Origin of the sequence: Muricoccus roseus (assembly GCF_900141905.1) — a bacterium.
GTDB lineage: Bacteria > Pseudomonadota > Alphaproteobacteria > Acetobacterales > Acetobacteraceae > Roseomonas > Roseomonas rosea.
Genome location: NZ_FQZF01000018.1, coordinates 17,891 through 37,963, shown reverse-complemented (window position 1 = coordinate 37,963; position 20,073 = coordinate 17,891). Strand labels below are relative to the sequence as shown.

The 20,073-nt window shown below is 69.6% G+C and carries 23 protein-coding genes and 1 tRNA gene; 14 read left to right on the top strand and 10 right to left on the bottom strand.

Features of this window, described 5'->3' with window-relative positions; genetic code table 11:
• Positions 1-887: 887 nt before the first annotated feature.
• Entirely contained in the window at positions 888-1,625 is a 738-nt protein-coding gene (locus BUB97_RS15520) for an AbiU2 domain-containing protein (protein ID WP_073136334.1), read from the top strand.
• 270 nt (positions 1,626-1,895) lie between these two features.
• On the opposite strand, the gene BUB97_RS15515 is transcribed toward BUB97_RS15520, so the two are convergent.
• The 4 genes from BUB97_RS15515 to BUB97_RS15500 form a co-directional block, all read right to left on the bottom strand.
• Complete coding sequence (locus BUB97_RS15515) at positions 1,896-2,777, bottom strand: DUF6362 family protein (RefSeq protein WP_073136333.1); 882 nt, start codon at positions 2,775-2,777, stop codon at positions 1,896-1,898.
• A gap of 583 nt (positions 2,778-3,360) precedes the next feature.
• Positions 3,361-5,823 carry a DUF927 domain-containing protein gene (locus BUB97_RS15510; protein WP_073136331.1) on the bottom strand — a complete coding sequence of 821 codons (2,463 nt, stop codon included), beginning with the start codon at positions 5,821-5,823 and terminating at the stop codon, positions 3,361-3,363.
• 115 nt (positions 5,824-5,938) lie between these two features.
• On the bottom strand, positions 5,939-6,301 hold the full coding sequence (locus BUB97_RS15505; protein ID WP_073136330.1) for a hypothetical protein: 363 nt from the start codon (positions 6,299-6,301) through the stop codon (positions 5,939-5,941).
• The gene (locus tag BUB97_RS15500; protein ID WP_073136329.1) at positions 6,298-6,876 is read right to left on the bottom strand and encodes a hypothetical protein; all 579 of its coding nucleotides are present in this window, start codon (positions 6,874-6,876) and stop codon (positions 6,298-6,300) included. Before BUB97_RS15500 ends, BUB97_RS15505 begins: the two co-directional genes overlap by 4 nt.
• 308 nt (positions 6,877-7,184) lie before the next feature.
• Between BUB97_RS15500 and BUB97_RS15495 the strand changes: the two genes are divergently transcribed.
• The 13 genes from BUB97_RS15495 (at position 7,185) to BUB97_RS15440 (ending at position 13,725) form a co-directional block, all read left to right on the top strand.
• Positions 7,185-8,147 (top strand): LexA family transcriptional regulator, encoded by a 963-nt coding sequence (locus tag BUB97_RS15495; protein ID WP_245818322.1) that lies wholly within the window; start codon positions 7,185-7,187, stop codon positions 8,145-8,147.
• Positions 8,148-8,222: 75 nt separating this feature from the next.
• Positions 8,223-8,453 carry a hypothetical protein gene (locus tag BUB97_RS15490; protein WP_073136326.1) on the top strand — a complete coding sequence of 77 codons (231 nt, stop codon included), beginning with the start codon at positions 8,223-8,225 and terminating at the stop codon, positions 8,451-8,453.
• Positions 8,453-8,920, top strand: a complete 468-nt coding sequence (locus tag BUB97_RS15485; protein ID WP_073136325.1) for a hypothetical protein — start codon at positions 8,453-8,455, stop codon at positions 8,918-8,920. The genes BUB97_RS15490 and BUB97_RS15485 overlap by 1 nt, the downstream gene beginning before the upstream one ends.
• The gene (locus tag BUB97_RS15480) at positions 8,917-9,294 is read left to right on the top strand and encodes a hypothetical protein (RefSeq protein WP_073136323.1); all 378 of its coding nucleotides are present in this window, start codon (positions 8,917-8,919) and stop codon (positions 9,292-9,294) included. Before BUB97_RS15485 ends, BUB97_RS15480 begins: the two co-directional genes overlap by 4 nt.
• The gene (locus BUB97_RS27270; protein WP_277614035.1) at positions 9,291-9,416 is read left to right on the top strand and encodes a hypothetical protein; all 126 of its coding nucleotides are present in this window, start codon (positions 9,291-9,293) and stop codon (positions 9,414-9,416) included. Before BUB97_RS15480 ends, BUB97_RS27270 begins: the two co-directional genes overlap by 4 nt.
• Positions 9,413-10,030, top strand: a complete 618-nt coding sequence (locus BUB97_RS15475; protein WP_073136321.1) for an MT-A70 family methyltransferase — start codon at positions 9,413-9,415, stop codon at positions 10,028-10,030. Before BUB97_RS27270 ends, BUB97_RS15475 begins: the two co-directional genes overlap by 4 nt.
• The gene (locus tag BUB97_RS15470; protein ID WP_073136319.1) at positions 10,024-10,308 is read left to right on the top strand and encodes a hypothetical protein; all 285 of its coding nucleotides are present in this window, start codon (positions 10,024-10,026) and stop codon (positions 10,306-10,308) included. Before BUB97_RS15475 ends, BUB97_RS15470 begins: the two co-directional genes overlap by 7 nt.
• Positions 10,301-11,110, top strand: a complete 810-nt coding sequence (locus tag BUB97_RS15465) for a DUF5131 family protein (protein ID WP_073136317.1) — start codon at positions 10,301-10,303, stop codon at positions 11,108-11,110. Before BUB97_RS15470 ends, BUB97_RS15465 begins: the two co-directional genes overlap by 8 nt.
• Positions 11,107-11,409, top strand: coding sequence for a DUF4031 domain-containing protein (locus BUB97_RS15460; RefSeq protein ID WP_073136315.1), 303 nt, complete (start codon positions 11,107-11,109; stop codon positions 11,407-11,409). Before BUB97_RS15465 ends, BUB97_RS15460 begins: the two co-directional genes overlap by 4 nt.
• Before the next feature lie 71 nt (positions 11,410-11,480).
• Complete coding sequence (locus BUB97_RS15455; protein WP_073136313.1) at positions 11,481-11,696, top strand: hypothetical protein; 216 nt, start codon at positions 11,481-11,483, stop codon at positions 11,694-11,696.
• Positions 11,689-12,033, top strand: coding sequence for a DUF4326 domain-containing protein (locus tag BUB97_RS15450; RefSeq protein ID WP_073136311.1), 345 nt, complete (start codon positions 11,689-11,691; stop codon positions 12,031-12,033). Before BUB97_RS15455 ends, BUB97_RS15450 begins: the two co-directional genes overlap by 8 nt.
• Complete coding sequence (locus BUB97_RS15445; protein ID WP_139281360.1) at positions 12,026-12,271, top strand: hypothetical protein; 246 nt, start codon at positions 12,026-12,028, stop codon at positions 12,269-12,271. The genes BUB97_RS15450 and BUB97_RS15445 overlap by 8 nt, the downstream gene beginning before the upstream one ends.
• Before the next feature lie 209 nt (positions 12,272-12,480).
• Positions 12,481-13,725: a tyrosine-type recombinase/integrase gene (locus tag BUB97_RS15440; protein WP_139281359.1), complete on the top strand. Its 1,245-nt coding sequence runs from the start codon at positions 12,481-12,483 to the stop codon at positions 13,723-13,725.
• A gap of 9 nt (positions 13,726-13,734) precedes the next feature.
• Here the strand turns inward: BUB97_RS15440 and BUB97_RS15435 are convergent.
• From BUB97_RS15435 to BUB97_RS15410, 6 genes are all read right to left on the bottom strand, one after another.
• Positions 13,735-13,810: transfer RNA gene (locus BUB97_RS15435), tRNA-Glu, on the bottom strand.
• A 104-nt stretch (positions 13,811-13,914) separates the two neighbouring features.
• Positions 13,915-14,631, bottom strand: coding sequence for a hypothetical protein (locus BUB97_RS15430; RefSeq protein ID WP_073136305.1), 717 nt, complete (start codon positions 14,629-14,631; stop codon positions 13,915-13,917).
• Positions 14,632-14,752: 121 nt separating this feature from the next.
• The gene (gene recJ / locus BUB97_RS15425) at positions 14,753-16,600 is read right to left on the bottom strand and encodes a single-stranded-DNA-specific exonuclease RecJ (protein ID WP_086062236.1); all 1,848 of its coding nucleotides are present in this window, start codon (positions 16,598-16,600) and stop codon (positions 14,753-14,755) included.
• The gene (glpX, locus tag BUB97_RS15420; protein WP_073136303.1) at positions 16,548-17,552 is read right to left on the bottom strand and encodes a class II fructose-bisphosphatase; all 1,005 of its coding nucleotides are present in this window, start codon (positions 17,550-17,552) and stop codon (positions 16,548-16,550) included. Before glpX ends, recJ begins: the two co-directional genes overlap by 53 nt.
• Positions 17,549-18,835: a homoserine dehydrogenase gene (locus BUB97_RS15415; RefSeq protein ID WP_073136301.1), complete on the bottom strand. Its 1,287-nt coding sequence runs from the start codon at positions 18,833-18,835 to the stop codon at positions 17,549-17,551. Before BUB97_RS15415 ends, glpX begins: the two co-directional genes overlap by 4 nt.
• A complete protein-coding gene (locus BUB97_RS15410) occupies positions 18,832-20,061 on the bottom strand; it encodes an LL-diaminopimelate aminotransferase (RefSeq protein WP_073136299.1) in 1,230 nt (409 codons plus the stop codon). The genes BUB97_RS15415 and BUB97_RS15410 overlap by 4 nt, the downstream gene beginning before the upstream one ends.
• Between the last annotated feature and the right edge of the window lie 12 nt (positions 20,062-20,073).

Sequence of the window (20,073 nt, the reverse complement as noted above, 5' to 3'; positions counted from 1 at the left end):
GCCGTTGGAATAGATGGGAATTCTGTCAGGGCCGATTGCTGGAAGTCTGATGGGCCCCCGCAGCCGCCAACCAGTGGGCGCTGGTTGAATTGTCAAACTCGGCCTGCCCGCGCGTGCCGTCCTTGATTAAGTTGCCTGCCTCACCTGGGAGGAGGCGCACGCTCGCTCAGGTCGACAACCACAAGGAAACCGAATGTCACCAGATGAGCTGGCGAATTTAAGCGTAGCCGCCGCGCAAGTATCAGCAGACGCGGCTAAGCAGCAGGTCTTTGCTGCGTGGGCGTCGTTCGTGTCTTCGGCTATTCAGACGGTCGGCACGCTCTTAATATTCTTTTGGTCGGTATACGATTCGAGGCGGAGGTCGGGGGAGAGCCGCCGAGAGCTGCATCAGTCGATAGTGCGACAGCACAATCTTCCGATTGATCTAGTTTCCGAATGCGCTGACCGAGCACTCCATGAGATGCAACGAGAGCTAAGTGAACGCTTGTCCTCAGTTCAGATCGGGCCGCCACAGGACGAACCAGAAAGTGTTTGGACTCCAGCTCTCGAGGAGCTGGAGAGGATTACCCGGCTTGTGTTGAAGCAGCCGCTACCTCTTAACATCGCCCTAGCCGTGACAGAGCTCCACAAGTTTTCTGTGAAGCTACAGGAAGGATCAGCTCAGTGGCGCCCGCGAGCGGAGGTCGCCAGTAATTTCGAGCAATACTTCCGCGAGTTCCGGGTCACGAACGAGCAGTTAAAGTCGGCGCGGATGTCCTGACACAAGTTACCTGTGTTGTGGCGATTGGCGAGCTCCGCGGCCGGAGGTTGGACGGACTGGAGGCAGCGTTCGATGTTCTCAACCAAGCCCCGCCACGTCTGCCGGGAATTCGCCTATCCTTCGCCGCATGAGTGACGATCAAAAGCTGCCCCTCGTGGAGCGGCTTAGGCATCAGGCCCGGTACATCAGGGCCCAGGTCTCGACGGTGGAGCAGCTCTTCGCCGTCTTCTCCACCCTCAACGACACTCGGTGCATCCGCATAGAGGTCGGCCGCTCAGGTGCGGCCGGCGCGGCAGAGGTCATGCAAAGAGCCCTGCTCCGAGAGGTTGTCTCGGGCATCGCGCGCCTGTTCGATCCGGCGAAAAGGGATAGGGTCACGTTTCACACGGCCCTGCGTGATCTTAAGCGGCCGGAGATTCCCGTCTTGCTGGCCGAGCGGCTGGCTCTGGAGCAGGTCCTGCATGGCAGCCTGCCTGTGGCGGATATCCAGCGTCTTGCCGCCCAACTCGGGGAGAGCCTGGACCGGCTGATGAGCGACCCTCGGCTAGAGGCGCTTCGCGAATTTCGTCATCAGCACCTGGCTCACAACCTGGTGCTGGAGCCCAGAGCGCAGCTGCGCTTCGGCTATGTTCAGGAGCTCTTAGCCGAGAGCATCAGGCTCGCGGGCATCGTCGGAATGGCTGTCCATTCCGCCGCACATCCAGAGCCTGCGGGCCGCCCAAGGCGAAGCGCCATGTATCTGTGGAAGGCCGTCGCCCAGCAAGGGGAACGTGATCGGCGCCGGTCCCAACGCTCCTGGGCTACGAGCAAGCCGCGTCCCGGCCGGTGTCAGGTCACGTTCCGAAAGGGACGTTTGACGAAATGATAAGGGCTGGCGGCCGTACGCGGCGCCGAGGCCGCCAGCCATGTTCGGCGCGAGCTCCGTCACATGACCGCCGCCGGGTTAGGGCAAGGGGGTCCATCCGACCGCTTCCCGGCACCGCATGACAGAAGAGCGCGGCGCCCATCGAGACAGGTCCAGAACGGAAAAGCGCCCGGGGGCCGTGTGGCTCCCGGGCGCTCGTCACCTCAGTGTGGCTCCGCCCTTACCCCAGGATGGGGAATCCGGGCAAGCGAAAAGTGGACGGGCTGTAACCTAGGCGGCGACGGCTGTGCGGCCCCACATGGCGCGGGCGGTCACCCCATCGGGGGTGAAGCGGTACTCCCGCCCACCCGGCTCGGCCGCGAGGATCCCCACGCCCTCGAGCACCACCAGCTCCTGCATGCCGAAGCCGCGCCCGCCGGCGATCGACCGCGGCGAGCCGTCCGTCGGGAAGTGCTCCATGGCGGCCTGGCAGCGCCCGGTCATGCCGCAGAGGAAGCGCGAGATGCGCTCCGCGCGCTCGGAGACGGAGAAGGCGATCGGCGCGTGTGAAGCGCGGATGTAGGGGTCGGGCGCCGGGCCTGGCTCGACGGGCACGACGATCGGCGACGCCTCCGGGACCAGCTGCTTTGAGTTGAGCGACCCGGCCACCTGGCGCATGCGCTGCCAGTCCAGGGCCCACTGCTTGCCGGCGAGCTGCTGGCGGTAGAGCTCCTGGCAGATCCACCCGATGCCCTGGGCGAAACGCCGCTGCACCGTCCGGTGCTCCATGCCCATCTTCTCGCCGATCTGGCGCCAGCTCATCAGGTGCTTCTTCTGGCGGACCGAGATCAGGGAGCGCAGCAGGACGATGCGGCGGTGATCGACATGGGTCTCCGGGATGTAGGAGATCCAGCGGAAGGCCTCGTCCATCTGGTCGATCTGCCTGGCCGTCGGCACCCGGCGCGGCAGATCCTCGTCCACCCCTGGGGCGCCCTCGGCCATGGCCAAGGCCTCGGCCGGCCAGTTGGTCCGGAAGCCGGCCGGGAAGCAGCCCCGCCCGGGGATCGCCCGCAGCGTGTCTGTGGCGTCGCAGAGACGCATCTCCACCAGCTCGGTGGCGTAGATGGGCTGGGGCAGCTCGGACGCCTTCGCGGCCTGGGGCTGGGACGACATGACGGCTTCGGCGCTCCCATGCGCGAAGAGGCGCCCGCGGAGGTCCGCGTCGCCGGAGGGTGGATCGGGGTCGGTGGGGATGGCGGCGTGCTCGATGGCACGGCCCTGGAACGCGAAAGCGCCCGGAGGCGGAAAGCCCCCGAGCGCATCTCGCCTCAGCGTGGGGCCAGCCCTACCGGAAACTGGGGAATCTGGGCAAGTGTGTTTTGAGGCGCCTGCCCGGCGCTCGGCGGTGATGCTCTGCACGGTCCCTCGGGCGGCGGGCCCCCGCCCGGCGCGTTCCCATTTCGTATCACGCCTCTGCGATCTGTGCAGCACAATCCTTGTGCAGTGGCGCTGGGGGCAGGGGTCTCCGGCAATCCGCACCTGAAAAGTGCGGTGTAACCGGTGTTATAGGTGTTATCCCTTTGTTTTAACGGGGCGAAAAGGGTTACACCCGCCGCTGAAGGCCGTGTAATGGGTGTAATCGGGGCGTGTGGGACTTACACCGGTTACACGCCTTTTCGGCAGGGGTGTAACCGGTTTTCCCTTTCAAAATCATAGACTTTACACCCGCTACACCGGTTACACCGGGTTTTTCAGGTCAGGCGGCGTCGTCCGCCTCTTCGGCCCCCGCTTCTTCCCGAATGCCCAAAATCGCGCCACTCACCCGGTACACCCGAACGCTCCCCTCACCCGGGACATTCACGACGGCGGCGGACTTACCGCCCTTGCCGGCGACGAGCAGCCCCTGCCCCGCGAGCACCGCGGCGACCCGCTTGGCGTCCATCCCCTTGCAGACGTCATTGGTCCAGGCCTGGGGCAGGATCAGGTACTCCCACCCGTCCTTGTCCCCGGCCGGCCGCCGGCGCCAGCCAGCTCGGTTGCTGGTGCGAAGGGCTTCGGCCGGGGGGGCTTCCGCATTGCCGTTCTGGTCGTGCCGCACGAGGGGGGTAAAGCGGCTCTCGCCATGGGCCTCGAGGAAGGCCTGCACCTGGTTGATGGCCTGCTGGTCCTCCGTGGTCCCGGCGCCGCCGCGCTCCCGCAGCCAGGTCTTGAAGCACTCCCCCGCTGCCCGCACCGCCTCGCCCTTGGGCCAGGGCACCACGCCCCACTCGATCGCCATCTCCCCGGCCAGGGCGATGAGCGCGAATCGGTCAGCCACGGACCGCACCTGGCCCGCCGCGTCCTCGGGGACATGGAGCTTGGCGAAGGAGGCCTGGGCGCCCTTCACCCGCGCCTCGAGCTCCCGCTGCTTGCTGACCCGTGTGCGGACAAGCTGGGTCAGGAAGGCCCGGCCGGCGGTGCCGTAGTGGGTGCGCGCCTGCAGCTGCAGGTGCTTGGCCAGGTCTCCCGGGCCGGGCATGCCGTGGAGGTTCTGGAAGACCCCCATCCCGGCCCCGGCATTCGCCGGCAGGTTGACCAGCCGCACCTCGAGGCCGGCCATCACCTTGCGCTGCGCCTCGGCCAGCTTCGCCGCGAGGGTGATCTCCCCGGTGCTGAGGAACATGGTCCGCCAGGTCTTCGTCCGCCGGGCCCCCCCCTCCTTGCCGGCCCGGAGCTTCCCGGCCCCGTTCGCCAGCATGTAGATCGTGTCCGCGACGTCGGCCGCGCTGGCCTGGCCCATCTCATCCAGGATCAGGGCGGTGTCGGAGGTCTCGGAGGCCGCGCTCTCCAGGCCGTTGGCCGTCGCGCGCCACTGCCGCACCTGGGCGCCGCGCGCCCCCTTCCCCCAAACCGAGCCCGCCACATAGAGGGTGGTGCTCTTCCCGGTCTGGCTGTCGCCGACGATGTGGATGCCGCCGCTGTCCCCGCCGACCACGTCCAGGAGGGGCGTGGCGAGGGCCGTGCAGATGGCCAGGGCCAGGCGATGGTTGCCGACCGCATAGGCCGCCACATTCGTCTTCCAGCCCTGCAGGTCCCCGGCGGGGATGAAGGCGCCGTCTGTGCCGGCATGATCCGTCTGCAGGATCACCGAGCCGGCCGCCGGGCCGAAGGCCTCCCCACCAGGCAGGATGAAGACCGGCTTGCCCTGGCTGGTGTGCCACCCCGTCCGATCCACGCAGATCAGCCGGCGCTTGCTGCGCACCCCGCCGATGAAGTTCTTCAGGAGGGTCTTTGCCCGGCCGCTCGGGGAGCAGTGCAGCCCCGCGTCCTCCAGCTCCTCCGCGATCCGGCTGCCATCCGAGTGGACCAGGCGCTTCGGCACCGACCACTGGTGCTGCCGCCCGTCCCGGTCCTTCCAGCGGATGACCAGGCCCCAGGCCATGCCGGTTCCGTCATTGGCCTCCCCGACCACCTCGAAGGGCGCGGTGACGAAGAAGGGCTCGGCGAGGGCCTCCGAATCGGGATCCCTCGGCGCGTCGAACCAGAGGCCGGAATCGCGGAAGACGAAGCCCTTCGGCAGCTCCGGCGGGTCTGCGTCGAGCGCTTCCTCCAGCAGCTCCGCGAGCAGGTCCTCCGTCACGGTCTCCGGCAGCGCATCCGCCAGGTCCCACCCCTCCGGCCACTCGCGCGGCACCTGGACGATCGAGAAGGAGGCCGCCCGGATCGTCCCCCGCGCCGTGCGCGCCAGGGCAGCGACGTCGTTCGCATATCGCCGCCCCGGCTCGTCCTGGTCCGGCCAGCACACGACCTTCCGACGGTGCAGGGGGCGCCAGTCCGCCTTCTTCGCGGCCTTGCTGCCGCCCTGGCTCGTGACCACCACATGGTCCGGGAACCGGAGCCGGGCCGCCTCGGCGGCCTTCTCGCCCTCGACCAGGAGCACCGGCGCCTCGGGCCGGGCGGCCAGGTCCTGCAGCCCGTAGAGCGGCACCGGCGCGGCCGGCCCCTTCATGTGCCAGCGCGTCTTGTCCTGGGGCCGCCCCTGCGCGTCCGTCCAGATCCGGCGGCCATGGCAGAAGGGCGCGACGTCCTTCTTCAGCTTGCCGCCGATCTCCTTCTCGAAGCGCGCGACCACGAAGAGCAGGCACCCCCGCGCATCGCGATAGGGCCACATGGCCACGGCCTGCCCGAGCTCTGGGTGGTACAGCTCCCCCAGCTTCGGCGCGGGCACCGCGACAGGCATGCGCGAGGGGTGCCACTCCTCATCGCGCTTCTTCGGAGGCCCCGCATGGGCGTGACCGTTGACGGCAGGCAGCGGCGCGAAGGCGTCGGGTCCGACCGGTGCGGGCTGGTGATTTTCAGACATGGCGACCCCCCAGGTCGATGCCGAGCATGTCGGCGAGGCGCCGGGCGGCTTCGCCCTGGCTCAGGTTGTGAATGGCGGCGGTGAGGCTGATGACGTCGCCGCCACTGGCGCCGCCCTCGGCGAAATCAGCCCATTTCCCGGAGAAGAGGTTGACCTTGCAGGAGCGGCCGGGTTTGCCGCTCAGGTCGCCGCAGACCCACTCGTCCCCCTCCTTCCGGCCTCCTGGCAGCCACCGGGCGCAGATCTCCGGCAGCCGGTGCAGGGCAACCCGGTTGATCGCCTGGAAGTCGATCGGAGGAAGAGGCGGCGGGGCGGCTCGACGGCCGCGCGGGCCGGGTGCGCGCCCCGGAGTCATGTCTGACGCCTGCGGGGCACCCGCCCGCCGCGGCCCGAGGGGGGCATGGGGCTCGCGGCGGACGGTCCCTCGCCCTTCGGCGCGGGGGCGCCGGGCGAGCTCGTGATGGTCTTGCGGGCAAGCGCGCCGGCGATCCGGGCCACCTTCTTGTGGCTCTCGGCGGCTTCGTCGGCTTCGCGCGCGATGTGGAGCGCATCGTCCGGCGAGATCCCGCCATCCGCCAACCCGTCGAGGAATGACACGGAGACGTCCGCACCCTCGCGCATGCTCTCCGCGATAGCCGCGGCCAGCTCGGTCTCGTCGGCCGGCTCGATGAGCACGATCGTGTAGCCGCAGAGCAAGGCGATCTCGCGGAGCAGCGCGGGCTCTCCCGCGCGAGCGACAAGATCGACCAGCACGTCAACCGGCATGAAGGACTCCGGCTTGTGCGGATTCGCATAGTCGGAGAGCTGCGACTTGTGGACGCGCGTGACGCTTTCCGAAGCCAGGCCGCCGCCGACATGGGCGACGAGGTTGCCGGTGGCCGTCTTCAGCGCGGACAGGCGCTCCGGCGTGCAGTGGCGAATGCGCTTCATGGCGCGCCTACCGCGCCCGGACACGTTCCGGGTGAACCGACACCATGGATGGCAGACATTGCGGGCATGCACATCACCCCAATCACGCACGCCGCCGACGCCGCTGCGTCGAGCGGCTCCTTGCAACGATCTTGGCCTGCTGCGCTCGCGCCGGCTGAGCCTGTGGCCTCCTGGGGCGCGGCACGTCCGGTGGCCAAGCTGCGTCCTTCGGCCAATTTTCCGCCAGCCAGTCCATGCAGCGCTGCCAGTTCCGCACCGTCAGGCTTCCGCCTTGAGCGACGCGGTCGAGCATTGAGCTGTCATTGACCATGAAGCTCGACAGTGTGGATCGAGCGATGCCGCGTGCGTCGCAGTATGCGTCCGAGCAGCTGAGGAGATCGTCTTCAAGGGCCATGGCGGCACGTTACGGGGATATCCCCGTTATGGCAACGGGGATCATCCCGAATGACGAGCACCGCCATCAGCGGGGAAAAACCCGTATGGCAAGAACCCGCAAAACCTCGCCGGAGGAGTACCCCGAAGCCGTGCGGGAGCTCCTGCAGCGCATAGATCAGCGCATGGCTACCCTGAAGTTAAACGACAAAACTGCCGCGCAGATGGCAGGTGTCGGAGTGGATTGGATCAGGGATATCCGGCGCCGGGGCCACGTTCCCAAGGCAGATAAGCTCGCAGCTCTCGCCAATGTACTTGGCGTTCCCACCAGCTACTTGCTCGATGCAGTAAACGTGCAGCCCTCACAGGCGCAGTTGCAGCCAATGCTCACCCTGAGCACCATTCACGTCATGGGCGACGTTCAGGCGGGGGTTTGGAGGGAAGCAGTGCAATGGGCGCCGGTGGACTGGTTCACCATCACCGTCCCTGCGGACAGCAGGTTTCCTGGCGTAGAGCGGTTCGGGCTCCTCGTCCGAGGGGACAGCATGGACAAGGTGTATCCGGATGGCACGATCGTCATTGTCGTGCGGTATAGCGATATCGGGCGTGGACCCTTCCCCGGTGAGCGCGTGGTGGTGATGAGGCGCTCTGCTACCGGGTCTGAGTTCGAGGCCACGCTCAAGGAGTATCTGCGGGACGCGCGCGGGCGGCACCTGTTTTGGCCGCGCAGCAACGATCCCGACTATCAGCAGCCGCTGATCGTTGAGGGAACTGACATCGTGACGGATCGTCGGTTCCCGGAGCAGATCGAGGCCAAGCCCAGCGCTGGGGAGGAGGTTACCGTGTCGGCGCTCGTGCTGGGCAGCTACAAGCCAGAGACACCCATCTACCCCGGCTAATACGGGGAAATACCCGTTTTGTAGTTGACACGGGGATTTCCCCGTTTACGTTCGGGCCTCCACCAGGAGGTCCGAATGTCCATCGCTTCCCACCAGGCCCACACTCCGTCCCTCCGCGCGCGCTCGCAACGGCAGCTGCTGGAGCCGACGCGGGAGCTCGATCATGAGCTCCGCGTGGAGTTCAACGGCCCTGACAGCGTCTTCGTCGTCATCAACGGCACGAGCGAGGCGCTGACGGCCAACGAGGCCGCCCGCTTCGGCGCCATGATCATCGAAGCGGCGCGGCGCGCCGGGGCGGTGGTCTGATGAGACAGAGCTGCTCGACGCCGGAGCGCGACGCGTTCCTCCGCGCCAATTGGGCGAACACGCGTCTCTCCCTGGCCGATCTCGCCGCGAGCCTGAATGCCATGCAGGGCCATCCGCTCGCGGGCGGCACCACCGTGTCTGCCATGGCGAAGCGCCTCGGCCTTCCGTCCGTGCGCCGTCCCGCGGCGGCCGCGCCGACCGCGTCGCAGGTGCGGGCTGAGTCCGCCCAGGAGGCCGGCCCCAACCTTCACGGCATGTCCGGCGTGAAGGGCACGTCGCTCACCACCTCGGACGGCGGCGCCTATCTCCCGGCGGACAATGGCGACCGCGAGGCCGCCGAGCAGCTCTTCGCCGCCGGCATGTTCGCCCGCGCGGTTTCTGCGGAGCTGAAGGTCGACATCGGCCAGGTCAGCTGCTGGTACTTCGCCTGGAAGAAGCGGCAGCCCGCTGGGCAGGTAGCGGCATGATCGCCCGGGACCTGCTCCAGGCATCCGAGGCGGCGCTCCTCGTGGCGAATTGCCGTCCGCAGATGCTTCCCGCGGTGCTGGACCGGCTCGCCGATGAGACGGACCGGCTCCTCGAGCTGCAGGGCGAGCCTGCCGCGCCCCTTCGGCACGCGGGGCAGCGCATTGCAGCCCACCTGGTCACGGCGCGCGCGGCCCATCCGGCGCAGCCGGCGGCGGTGATGGACGCGCTGCAGGACACCCTGCGGCAGGCAACGTTGGTGCTGCGGCTGGTCGAGGTCCTGCCCATGGTGCCGCCGCCTGCCGTCCCCCTGCACTGGCGCACGCAGGCGCACAGGCGCCCGCGCTTCGCCGTCGTTCAGGGAGGCCGGGCATGACCCGCCTCCCCTCCCCTCACAACGCGAACCGCAAGGACCTCGGGGCCTGCTTCGGCCTCCTGACCGCGACCGTCTTCGGCATCGGCGGCTGGATGCTGCTCTACAGGGCCTTCGTCGGATGACGCCCTACACGCCGGACCTGCTCCACGGCCTGCGCAACTGGCCCTTCGGGGACCTGCGCTCGGGCTATTACCGCACCATCCTGGCCGACCCGCCCTGGCGCTTCGTCCTGCGGTCCACGAAGGGCGAGAAGAAGAGCCCCCAGGCCAAGTACCGGACGATGCCGCTCGCCGAGATCCTGGCCCTGCCTGTGGTGGAGCTGGCGCATCCGGAGGGCTGCGGCCTCGTGCTCTGGGGCACCGCCCCGATGCTCCCGCAGGCGCTCGCGACCATGGCGGCCTGGGGCTTCACCTATGTGACCGCAGGCGCCTGGGCGAAGCAGTCCCGGACCGGGCGGACCTGGAACATGGGGCCCGGCTACCGCCTCCGCACCCGCATGGAGCCCTACCTCCTCGGCACGCGGGGGGCCGTGCCGTTGATGGCGCGCAACGTCTGCAACCTGGTCGTCGCGCCAGTGCGGGAGCACTCGCGCAAGCCGGACCAGCTCCGCGCCGATGTGGAGCGCGTCTTCCCCGCCCCGCGCGTCGAGCTCTTCGCGCGCGAGGCTGCGCCGGGCTGGGAAGCCTGGGGCGACGAGGTGGGGAAGTTCAGCCCCGCGGGGGCCGTGCCATGCTGAGACGGTCCTCGCGCGGCCTTGCCCTGGCGGTGCTGACCAGCGCCGGCCTCTACCTCTCGACCGCATGGCTGGGCGGCTCCCCGGCTTTCGGCATCCAGGATCTCCATCCCGGCCCGGCGCTCCTCAGCCCCGAGGCGGCCGCGTCCCGTCTGCTGGAGGAGATCAACCTCTCCACCAGCGCTCCCACCCGCTCCCACGAGCAGCGCGTTGAGCTCCTGCACCACATCCGGGACCGCATCGAGGCCGAGCTCTCCACGCCGGAGGCATGCCATGGCTGAGGTCACCGGCATCAGCTGGGCAACCAGCACCTTCAACCCGTGGATCGGCTGCACACCCGTCTCCGCCGGCTGCAATCACTGCTACGCCGAGACGCTGGCCACCAGCCGTCTCGGCGTCGCCTGGGGTCCGCATGCCCTTCGTCGCCGCACTAGCCCGGGCAACTGGAAGAAGCCGCTGGCCTGGAACCGCAAGGCGGCGAAGGACGGGCAGCCCTGGCGCGTCTTCTGCAGCAGCCTCGCCGATGTCTTCGACAACCGGGCGCCCGAGGGCGCGCGCGAGGATCTCTGGGAGCTGATCCGCGCGACCCCTTCCCTGACCTGGATGCTGCTGACGAAGCGGCCCGGGAACATTCCCCGGATGCTCCCCAGGGATTGGGCGGACGGTTGGCCGCATGTCTGGCTGGGCACGAGCGTGGAGAACCAGGCGGCAGCCGACACCCGTGTGCGGCAGCTGCTGGACGTCCCAGCAGCCCTGCACTTCCTGTCCTGCGAGCCGCTGCTGGGGCCGCTGGATCTCCGGCACGTCTCGACCGGTGACGATCGCTGGGGCTGGCTCGATTCTCTCTCCGGCCTGCTCCACGTCGGAAGCGACCGGGTCGAGACCCGGCGCATCGGATGGGTCATCGCCGGCGGCGAGAGCGGCCCCCGCGCCCGCGCCGTCGAGCAGCCCTGGCTGCAGGAGCTCCGCGACCAGTGCGGCGCCCTGGGCGTTCCCTTCCACTTCAAGCAATGGGGCGGCCGGACACCCACAGCGGGCGGGCACCTGCTGGACGGCGCCGAGCACCTGGAGGTGCCGGCATGACCGTCTACGTGGACGATATGCGCGCGCGGCTGGGGAAGATGATCCTCTGCCACATGATCGCCGACACGGACGCCGAGCTGCACGCCATGGCGGCTCGCATCGGCGTCGCTCGGCGGCACCACCAGGGCCCACCCCAGCACGACAGCCACTACGACATCGCCCTGAGCAAGCGCGCGCTGGCCGTGAAGGCGGGCGCCGTGGAGCTCACCCGCCGCGAGCTCGTGGAGATGCTGATCGAGCGCCGCAAGACGGGCCGCATGACGGCCCCTGGCGGTGCGCTGAGGAGTGAAGTGGCGTGAAGCTCCTCCGCCCCCACGATCACCGTGCACCCGCGCTTCGCGCTCTCGCCGCCGAGAGGTGGAAGGCCGCCATGCAGCCCGGCGATTGGCACTTCAACACCCATCACGGGCGGTACCAGTTCGTGCTGCCCGGTGATGGGGCCTTCTTCTCTCCGGACGCCTACCTGGTCGAGATGCGCCCGACGGAGTTCGAGCTTGGCCTCCTGCGCCTGCGCGTCGCCCGTCATCTCGTACTCGCCGTGGCCCTGCAGGATCCTCGCACCAGGGAGCTCTTCACCGATGCCTGAGCGCGTCCAGCTCTCCCGCAAGAAGGGATGGAGGATGCCGCCCAACACGGTGTCCGTCGCAAGGCCCACGAAGTGGGGCAATCCCTTCAAGGTCGGGCGGCCAGGCAGCGGCCTTCCGGAACACAAGACGCAGCAGGGCGCGGTGAGTGCATTCCGGAGGGCGATCCTGAACCCCGTCGGGGGGCACGGTCATCTGCTCGACTTCGACCCTCATGAAGTCGTCGCACTGCGCGGCAAGAACCTGGCCTGCTGGTGCCTACTCCACGAGCCCTGCCACGCGGACGTCCTGCTCGAGATCGCCAACCGCCCCCTCATCTGCGAGGTGACCCGTGTTTGACACGCCGCACGATCCCAACAGCTGCGCCCGCTGCCTGGCACCGGCCCCGGGCATGATCGCCGCGCTGGCCGCCCAGGGCGAGGCCTGGACCCCACCGGCTCTGCTCGCCTCGATGCTCGGCGCCGCACCACGCGGGGGGCACTGGAACGGCGGCCTGTCCAACCTCCGCAACAACAACCTCGTCGAGCGGGGGGCCGGAGGGACCCTGCGGCTGGTGAAGGAGCTGCGCGATGGGTAGGGCTGGCGACCTGCCCGGGTGGCCGCTGCACATGCCTTTGGCGATGAGCTGCAGCTTCCTCCACTACACGGCCGGCCAGTTCAACGCCTTCGTCCAGGCCGGCTTGCTGCCTGCTGGACGGGATCGGGGCGACGGGGTGAAGGTGTGGCACCGCGAGGAGCTGGAGGCCTGCTCCCGCCGCATATTCAAGATGGAGAAGCAGGACGATCATGGCCAGGCCGTTGCCCGCGCCGCTGCTGCAGACCGCCTCGCCGGATTCGTCCCCCCGGCTGTGGCCGCACGTCGAGCTCGTCAGAAAGCCTGACGGCCGGCAATACGCCTACTACCGGCGGAACGGCCGCCGCATCCCCCTGCCCCTTCCTCTCGGCTCGAACGCCTTCCAGGTCGCCTATGAGAAGGCGCGGCGCGAGGCGGAGGGACTGCGCGACGCCCCCGGCCGCTACTCGGTGCAGGCGGCCGTCACGGCTTTTCTTGGCAGCGTCGACTTCGGCAAGCTCGCCTCGCCCACCCAGCGCGATTACCGCCGCACCCTGGACCTGTTCCGAGGATCCTTCGGAGACCTGCTGCTGCCGGCGCTGGACGAGGTCTGGATCGACCAGCTCCGCGAGGCGCATGGCGAGGACCCGGACGGCTGGAACCGCCTGCGCAGCCGCATGATCGCCGTCGTTGACCTCTTCCGGCGGCGGAATCCCGGGGTCATGGCGGACAACCCCTGGAAGACCGCACGGAACCTGCCCGTTGTGCGCGGGAACCAGAACCGGAGGTGGCCCCTCGAGCCCGTGCTCGTCCCGGTGTTCCGAGCCGCAACGCCCGAATTCCGCGCGCTGCTCACCGGCTACCTGCTCACTGCGCAGCGTGGCGGCGATGTCACGAGCTGGCGGCCCGAAGCCTATGATCCCGAGGCGAAGACGCTGGAATTCGTCCAGGCGAAGACCGCGAACCGGCCACAGCCGAAGCGGCTCCTGCTTTACGTCCCTCCCCGCCTGCAGCGGGCGTTCGACAGCGTCCACGGCAGGCACCCCGAACGCCTCTTCGTCACGCCCCGCGGCGTGGCCTGGACCCGCTCCAATGCCGAGGAGACCCTTCGCACCCTGCTGAAGAACCTGGGGCTCGAGCGCTACACCCTGCATGGGCTCCGCCGGACGGGCCCGTCTGCCCTCAAGCTTCTCGGCTTCGAGAATCGCGCGATCCGGGAGCTCACGGGCCACGACAACGACGGGAACCTCGAGATCTACCTCGATGACGTCGACGGGCACCTGCTCGCCCGGCAGGCCCAGGAAGCGCTGGATGACCGGTTCGGGCCTTTGCTGGACGCGATCGAGGCCGAGGGGGCGAACAGCCGCCGATTCTCAGGCCTCACGGGTCGGGCAGCGGCCAAGGCACGGCGTGATTCCGCGCTGCCAACAGGATTGCCAACTGCCAACAGCAGCGGCGAAAGCCCTGGAAAAGGCTAATAAAAACAGTGGCGTCCCGTACGGGATTCGAACCCGTGTTGCAGCCTTGAAAGGGCCGCGTCCTAGGCCTCTAGACGAACGGGACAGGCCTCGCCCTGGCCAAACCACCAGGGGCGCGCGGTCACTACAACGGCCGCAAGCTCCCGTCCAGCACCCAGGGTGCGTCGTTGCACCGGCCGAAGCAGGCGCTCAGAGCGAGAGCGGCGCCTCGGGCGGGACCAGCGGCACGCGCGGCGAAGGCGGCGCGTCGGCGCTGGCCGGCGCGGCGGGCGGAAGCTCGGAACGGGTCGGGGCTTCCGTCGGGGGCTGGGGCGTGCCCTGAGGCGGCGTGGCTCCCTGGCCGGCCGAGCCGCCCGAGGGCCCACCAGAGGCCGGAGGGTCGGCCCGCACGGGCGACTCCATCGGCGCAGGAGTCTGTCCACCGACCGCGGCAGCCGCGCCGGGCACCGTATAATCCCGCACGATCCGCGCCTGCGCCCCGGCAATCACCAGCACCCGCTCCCCGATGGGCAGCGGCGGCACGTCGCGCTGGGTGACGTTCACCAGCTCGCCATTCGTCTTGCGCACGATGTATTCGGTGCCGCGGTTGTCATTCACCACCCGCTCCGTCGCCGAGCCGAACAGCCCGCCGATCAGCCCGCCGCCCACCCCGGCCAGGGCCGAGGTCATGTTGCTGCCCGGAGTCGCGGCGCCGATGATACCGCCCGCCGCCGCGCCCGCGGCCGCTCCGGCATTCCCATCAGAGGAGATCGCAACCTCCCGCGCGCCGATGATGACCCCCTGCTGCACCGGGTTCGCCTGCTGCACGGCCCGGGTCGAATAGGTGTCAGGCGAATAGTCCCCGGTGCAGCCGGCCAGGGGCAGAAGGGGCAGCAGCAGGGGGAGCAGGAAGCGGCTGGGCGGCATGGAAACTCCACGGGGTCCGGCTTGAGCGAACCGGCCCATCGGAGCCGGCAATCCAGGGCGCCCGGCCGGGCACCGCGCCGCGAGGTAGGACGGACCACGCCCCGCCACAACCCGCGCGACGTCAGGCCGGCGCCGCATCCTGCACATGAAGGGAGGTCGAGACCTCGCCGTTCCAGCTCTCGGCACGCAGCGTGCCACAGAGGTGCAACGGCGTGCCCCGCGCCTTCAGCAGCAGCTCGGCCAGCGGCCCCTCTTTCGCGCGGAAGCACACGGCCTTCAGCCGCCCGCCCCCCTCGCCTTCCAGGAACAGCCGGATGGTGCCGCCCTCCTTGCCCACCCGGTCGGCCCGAACCACCCGCGCGTGACGAATGGCGAAGACCGGCTCCTCATTGCCCGTGCCGAAGGGCGCCAGGCGCCCGACCTGCTCGGCCAGCACCGTATTCGCCGCGGCCACCGAAAGGGTGCCCTCCACCACCAGGGCGGCCGCATCCGGCAGGGCGGTGGCGGCGGCCAGCCGCTCGTTCAGGAAGGCATGCACCGCCTCGCGCCGCTCCGCGCGGAAGCTGAAGCCGGCCGCCATGGCATGCCCGCCCCCGGTCTCCAGCAGCCCCGCCTGGCGCGCGGCGATGATCGCCGCCCCGAGATCCAGCCCGGGAACCGAACGGCCGGAGCCCTTGGCCAGCCCGTCCGCCACCCCCGCCACCAGGGCCGGGCGGTTGAAGCGCTCCTTCACCCGGCCGGCGACGATGCCCACCACCCCCGGATGCCATCCCTCCCCGCAGATCATGAGCACGGGATGGCCCGCGGCCATGCCCTGCTCCGCCATGCCCATGGCGGTCCCCATCACCTCCGCCTCCACCTCCTGGCGGCGGCGGTTCGTGCTGTCGAGGCGCTCGGCCATGGCCCGCGCCTCCAGCGGGTCCTCCTCCAGCAACAGCCGCAGGGCGAGGTCGCTTTCCCCGATCCTGCCGGAGGCATTGATGCGCGGGCCCAAGGCGAAGCCCAGGGAATGCGCCGTCGGCGCATCCTTCACCCCGGCAACCTCCAGCAGCGCCGCAACCCCGGGCCGCCCCCGGCGGGCCATCACCCGCAGCCCCTGGGAAACCAGGGCGCGGTTGAGGCCGGTCAGCGGCATCACGTCGCAGACCGTCGCCGTGGCGACGAGATCCAGCAGGTCCAGCAGCGGCGGCTCGGCGCGCCCCTCGAAGAAGCCGGACTTCCGCAGGCTGCGGTGCAGCGCCACGGCCGTCATGAAGCAGACGGCGGCGGCGCAAAGCGTGCGCAGGCCCGAATTGCAGTCCAGCCGGTTCGGGTTGACCGCGGCTAGGATCGGGGGCGGCGGCCCCTCGGCCTTGTGGTGGTCCAGCACCACCACATCCGCCCGGCCCCGCGCGGCCTCCAGCGCCTGATGCGCCGCGATGCCGCAATCGACGCAGACGATCAGCGTCGCCCCCGCCTCGCACAGCGCGGCAATGGCCGGTGCGTTGGGCCCGTAACCCTCCTTGATCCGGTCCGGCACGTAATGGCTGGCCGCCACGCCGAGATCGCGCAGCACGCGCACCGTGAGCGCGCCGGCGCAGGCGCCATCCGCGTCGTAATCCGCGAAAACGGAAACCCGCTCGCCGGCGCGCACGGCCTCGGCCAGCCGCTCCGCCGCCCGGTCCATGTCCCGGAGGCAGGAGGGGTCCGGCATCAGGGCCCGCAGCCGCGGCTCCAGGAAGTCGGCGGCCGCCTCCACCCCGATGCCCCGCGCCGCGAGCAGCCGCCCGACCAGCTCCGGCACGTCCAGCCGCTGTGCGATCGCCAGGCCCGTCCGCGCATCGGCGGCGCGCCAGACCCAGCGACGGCCGGTGACGCTGCGCGAGACGCCGAGAACCGATTCCGCCGCCGGCGCCTCCGCCTCCAGAAGCCCGGGATTAGCCAATGAGGAGGTTCGGCTTGATGGTGAAGTTATGGTGCCCTTCCACATAGCGCACCGTGCCGGTCTTGCTGCGCATGACGATGGAATGGGTGATGGCGCCGAAGGCGGTGCGCCGCACGCCGCGCAGCATGGCGCCCGTGGTCACGCCCGTGGCGGAGAACATGACGTCCCCCTTCGCCATCTCGGTCACGCTGAAGATCCGGTCGGGGTCGGAAATGCCCATGGACTTCGCGCGCTCGCGCTGCGCGTCGTCCTCATAGATCAGCCGGCCCTGCATCTGCCCGCCGATGCAGCGCAGCGCCGCCGCCGCCAGCACGCCCTCCGGCGCGCCACCCCAGCCGAGATACATGTCCACCCCGGCCTCCGGCTGCGAACAGGCCACCACGCCCGCCACGTCGCCATCGGGGATCAGCATGATGCGCGCCCCGGCCTCGCGGCAGGCGCGGATGATCTCCTTGTGGCGGTCGCGGTCGAGGGTGCAGACCACCAGATCCTCGATCGCCACCTTCCGCGCCTGGGCGAGATTCTTCAGGTTCTCCTTCGGGCTGGCATCGATATGCACCACGCCCTCGGGCAGCCCCGGGCCGACCGCGATCTTGTCCATGTAGATGTCGGGGGCGTGCAGGAAGCCGCCCTTCTCCGCCACCGCCACGGTCGCGATGGCATTCGGCATGCCGCGGGCGCAGATGGAGGTGCCCTCCAGCGGGTCCACCGCGATGTCCACCTCCGGCCCGCCGGCGCCGACCTTCTCGCCGATATAGAGCATCGGCGCCTCGTCCATCTCGCCCTCGCCGATCACGACGGTGCCGTTGATGGCCACGCTGTCGAAGGCGCGGCGCATGGCGTCCACGGCGGCGCCATCGGCGCTGTTCTTGTCACCCCGGCCGATCCAGCGCGAGGAGGCGAGCGCGGCCGCCTCCGTCACGCGCACCAGCTCCAGCGCCAGGTTGCGGTCGCTCTGGAGCGGCGCGTCGAGGTTGATGGAGGCGGTCTGGCTCATGGGTTTTCGATCCGGATAAGGGCGGGGGGTTCGAGCACGGCGTCCAGCGCCGCAATGCGCGCAAGGGCCTCGCGCATCGCGGCCTCACGCGATTCATGGGTGGTCAGCACCACCGGCACCGCCTCGCCCGGGGCCCGGCCGCGCTGGATCATGGATTCCAGACTGATCCCGCCGTCCCGCAGGGCGCCAGTCACATCCGCGATCACGCCGGGCCGGTCCACCACCATCAGGCGAAGGTAATAGGCGCCGGAATGCCGCTCCATGCCGACAGAGGGCAGCGCCGAGAAGGACTCCGCGCCCCAGACCGGCGTGTGGCGCCCGCGCGCGATGTCCACGAGGTCGGAAACCACGGCGGAAGCCGTCGGCCCCGCCCCCGCCCCGCGCCCGACCAGCACCACGCGGCCGACATGGTCGCCCTCGGCCACCACCGCGTTGAACACGCCATCCACGGTCGCGACAGGATGGGAGACGGGCACCATGCAGGGATGCACCCGCGTCTCCACCCCGGCCTCGGAGCAGGAGGCGATGCCGAGCAGCTTGATGCGGTAGCCCAGCTCCTCGGCCAGCTTGATGTCGAGCGCCGAGACGGCCCGGATGCCCTCCACATGCACGGCATCGAAATCCACCGGCCGCCCGAAGGCCAGCGCGGCCAGGATGGCGAGCTTATGCGCCGCGTCGATCCCGTCCACGTCGAAAGTCGGGTCAGCCTCGGCATAGCCCAGCTTCTGCGCCTCGCTCAGCGCCTCCGCGAATTCGCGCCCGCGCTCGCGCATCTGCGTCAGGATGTAGTTGCAGGTGCCGTTCAGGATGCCGGTCACGCGGGTGATGCGGTTGCCCGCCAGCCCCTCGCGGATCGCCTTGATGGCGGGGATGCCCCCCGCCACCGCCGCCTCGAAGGCCAGCGGCACGGCGGATTTCGCGGCAAGCTCGGCCAGCTCGGCGCCATGGATGGCCAGCAGCGCCTTGTTGGCCGTCACCACCGGCTTGCCAGCGGCCAGCGCGGCCCCGATCAGCGCGCGCGCCGGCCCCTCGCTGCCGCCGATCGTCTCGACGATGACATCCACCGCCGGATCATTCGCCAGCGCCACCGGGTCGTCATACCAGCGCAGCCCGTCGAGGCTGATGCCCCGGTCGCGCGTCCGGTCGCGCGAGGAAACGGCCGTGACGGCGATCCGCCGCCCGGCCCGCGCCGCCACGATCTCCGCATTCTGCCGCAACAGGCCGAGCACACCGGCCCCGACCGTGCCGAGCCCGGCAACGGCCACCGCAAGAGGACGGGTCATGCGCGGACGGTTTCCTCTTTAGCAGCCTCTTCCATCGTGGGCGCGGCATTGTCGCCCTGCAGGAAGGTCCTGATGCCCCGCAGCGCCTGGCGGATGCGATGGTTGTTCTCGACCAGGGCGATGCGGACATGGTCGTCGCCATGCTCGCCGAAGCCGACGCCCGGCGCGACCGCGACCTTGGCCCGCGCCAGCAGCAGCTTGGAGAATTCCACGCTGCCCAGATGCCGGAAGCGCTCGGGGATCGGCGCCCACATGAACATCGAGGCCTCGGGCGAGGGCACGTCCCAGCCCGCGGCATGCAGCCCCTTCACCAGCAGGTCGCGCCGCTCCTTGTAGAGCACGCGCATCTCCTCGATGCAGTCCTGCGGCCCGTTCAGCGCCGCCGTCGCCGCCACCTGGATCGGCGTGAAGGCCCCGTAGTCGAGATAGGACTTCACCCGCGTCAGCGCCGCGATCAGCCGCGGGTTGCCCGCCGCGAAGCCCATGCGCCAGCCGGGCATGTTGTAGGTCTTGGACATGGAGGTGAACTCCACTGCCACATCCTTGGCACCCTCCACCTCCAGCACCGAAGGCGGCGGCGTCGTGCCGTAATACAGCTCGGCATAGGCGAGGTCGGAGAGGATGAAGAGCTCGTGCCGCCGGCAGAAGGCCACCAGCTCCCGGTAAAACTCGATGCTCGCCACCAGCGCCGTCGGGTTCGAGGGGAAGTTGACGATCACCGCCGTCGGCTTGGGCACGGAATGCCGCACCGCGCGGTCGATTGCGCGCAGCATCTCGTCATCCGGCGTATACGGAATGGAACGCACCGAGGCGCCCGCGATCAGGAAGCCGAACTGGTGGATCGGATAGGACGGGTTCGGCACCAGGATGGTGTCCCCCGGCGAGGCGATAGCCTGGGCGAGGTTCGCGAGCCCCTCCTTCGAGCCGAGCGTCGCGATCACCTCCGTCTCCGGGTCCAGCTTCACGCCGAAGCGGCGGGCGTAATAGGCCGCATGGGCGCGCCTCAAGCCGGGAATGCCCTTGGAGGAGGAGTAGCGATGCGTGCGCGGGTCCTGCACCGCCTCGATCAGCTTGGCGACGATATGCGGCGGCGTCGGGCTGTCCGGATTGCCCATGCCGAGGTCCACCACGTCCTCGGCGGCGGCCCGCGCCTTCGCCTTGGCCGAATTCACCTCCGCGAAGACATAGGGCGGCAGGCGGCGGATGCGGTGGAACTCGTCGGTCATGATCCGGTGCTC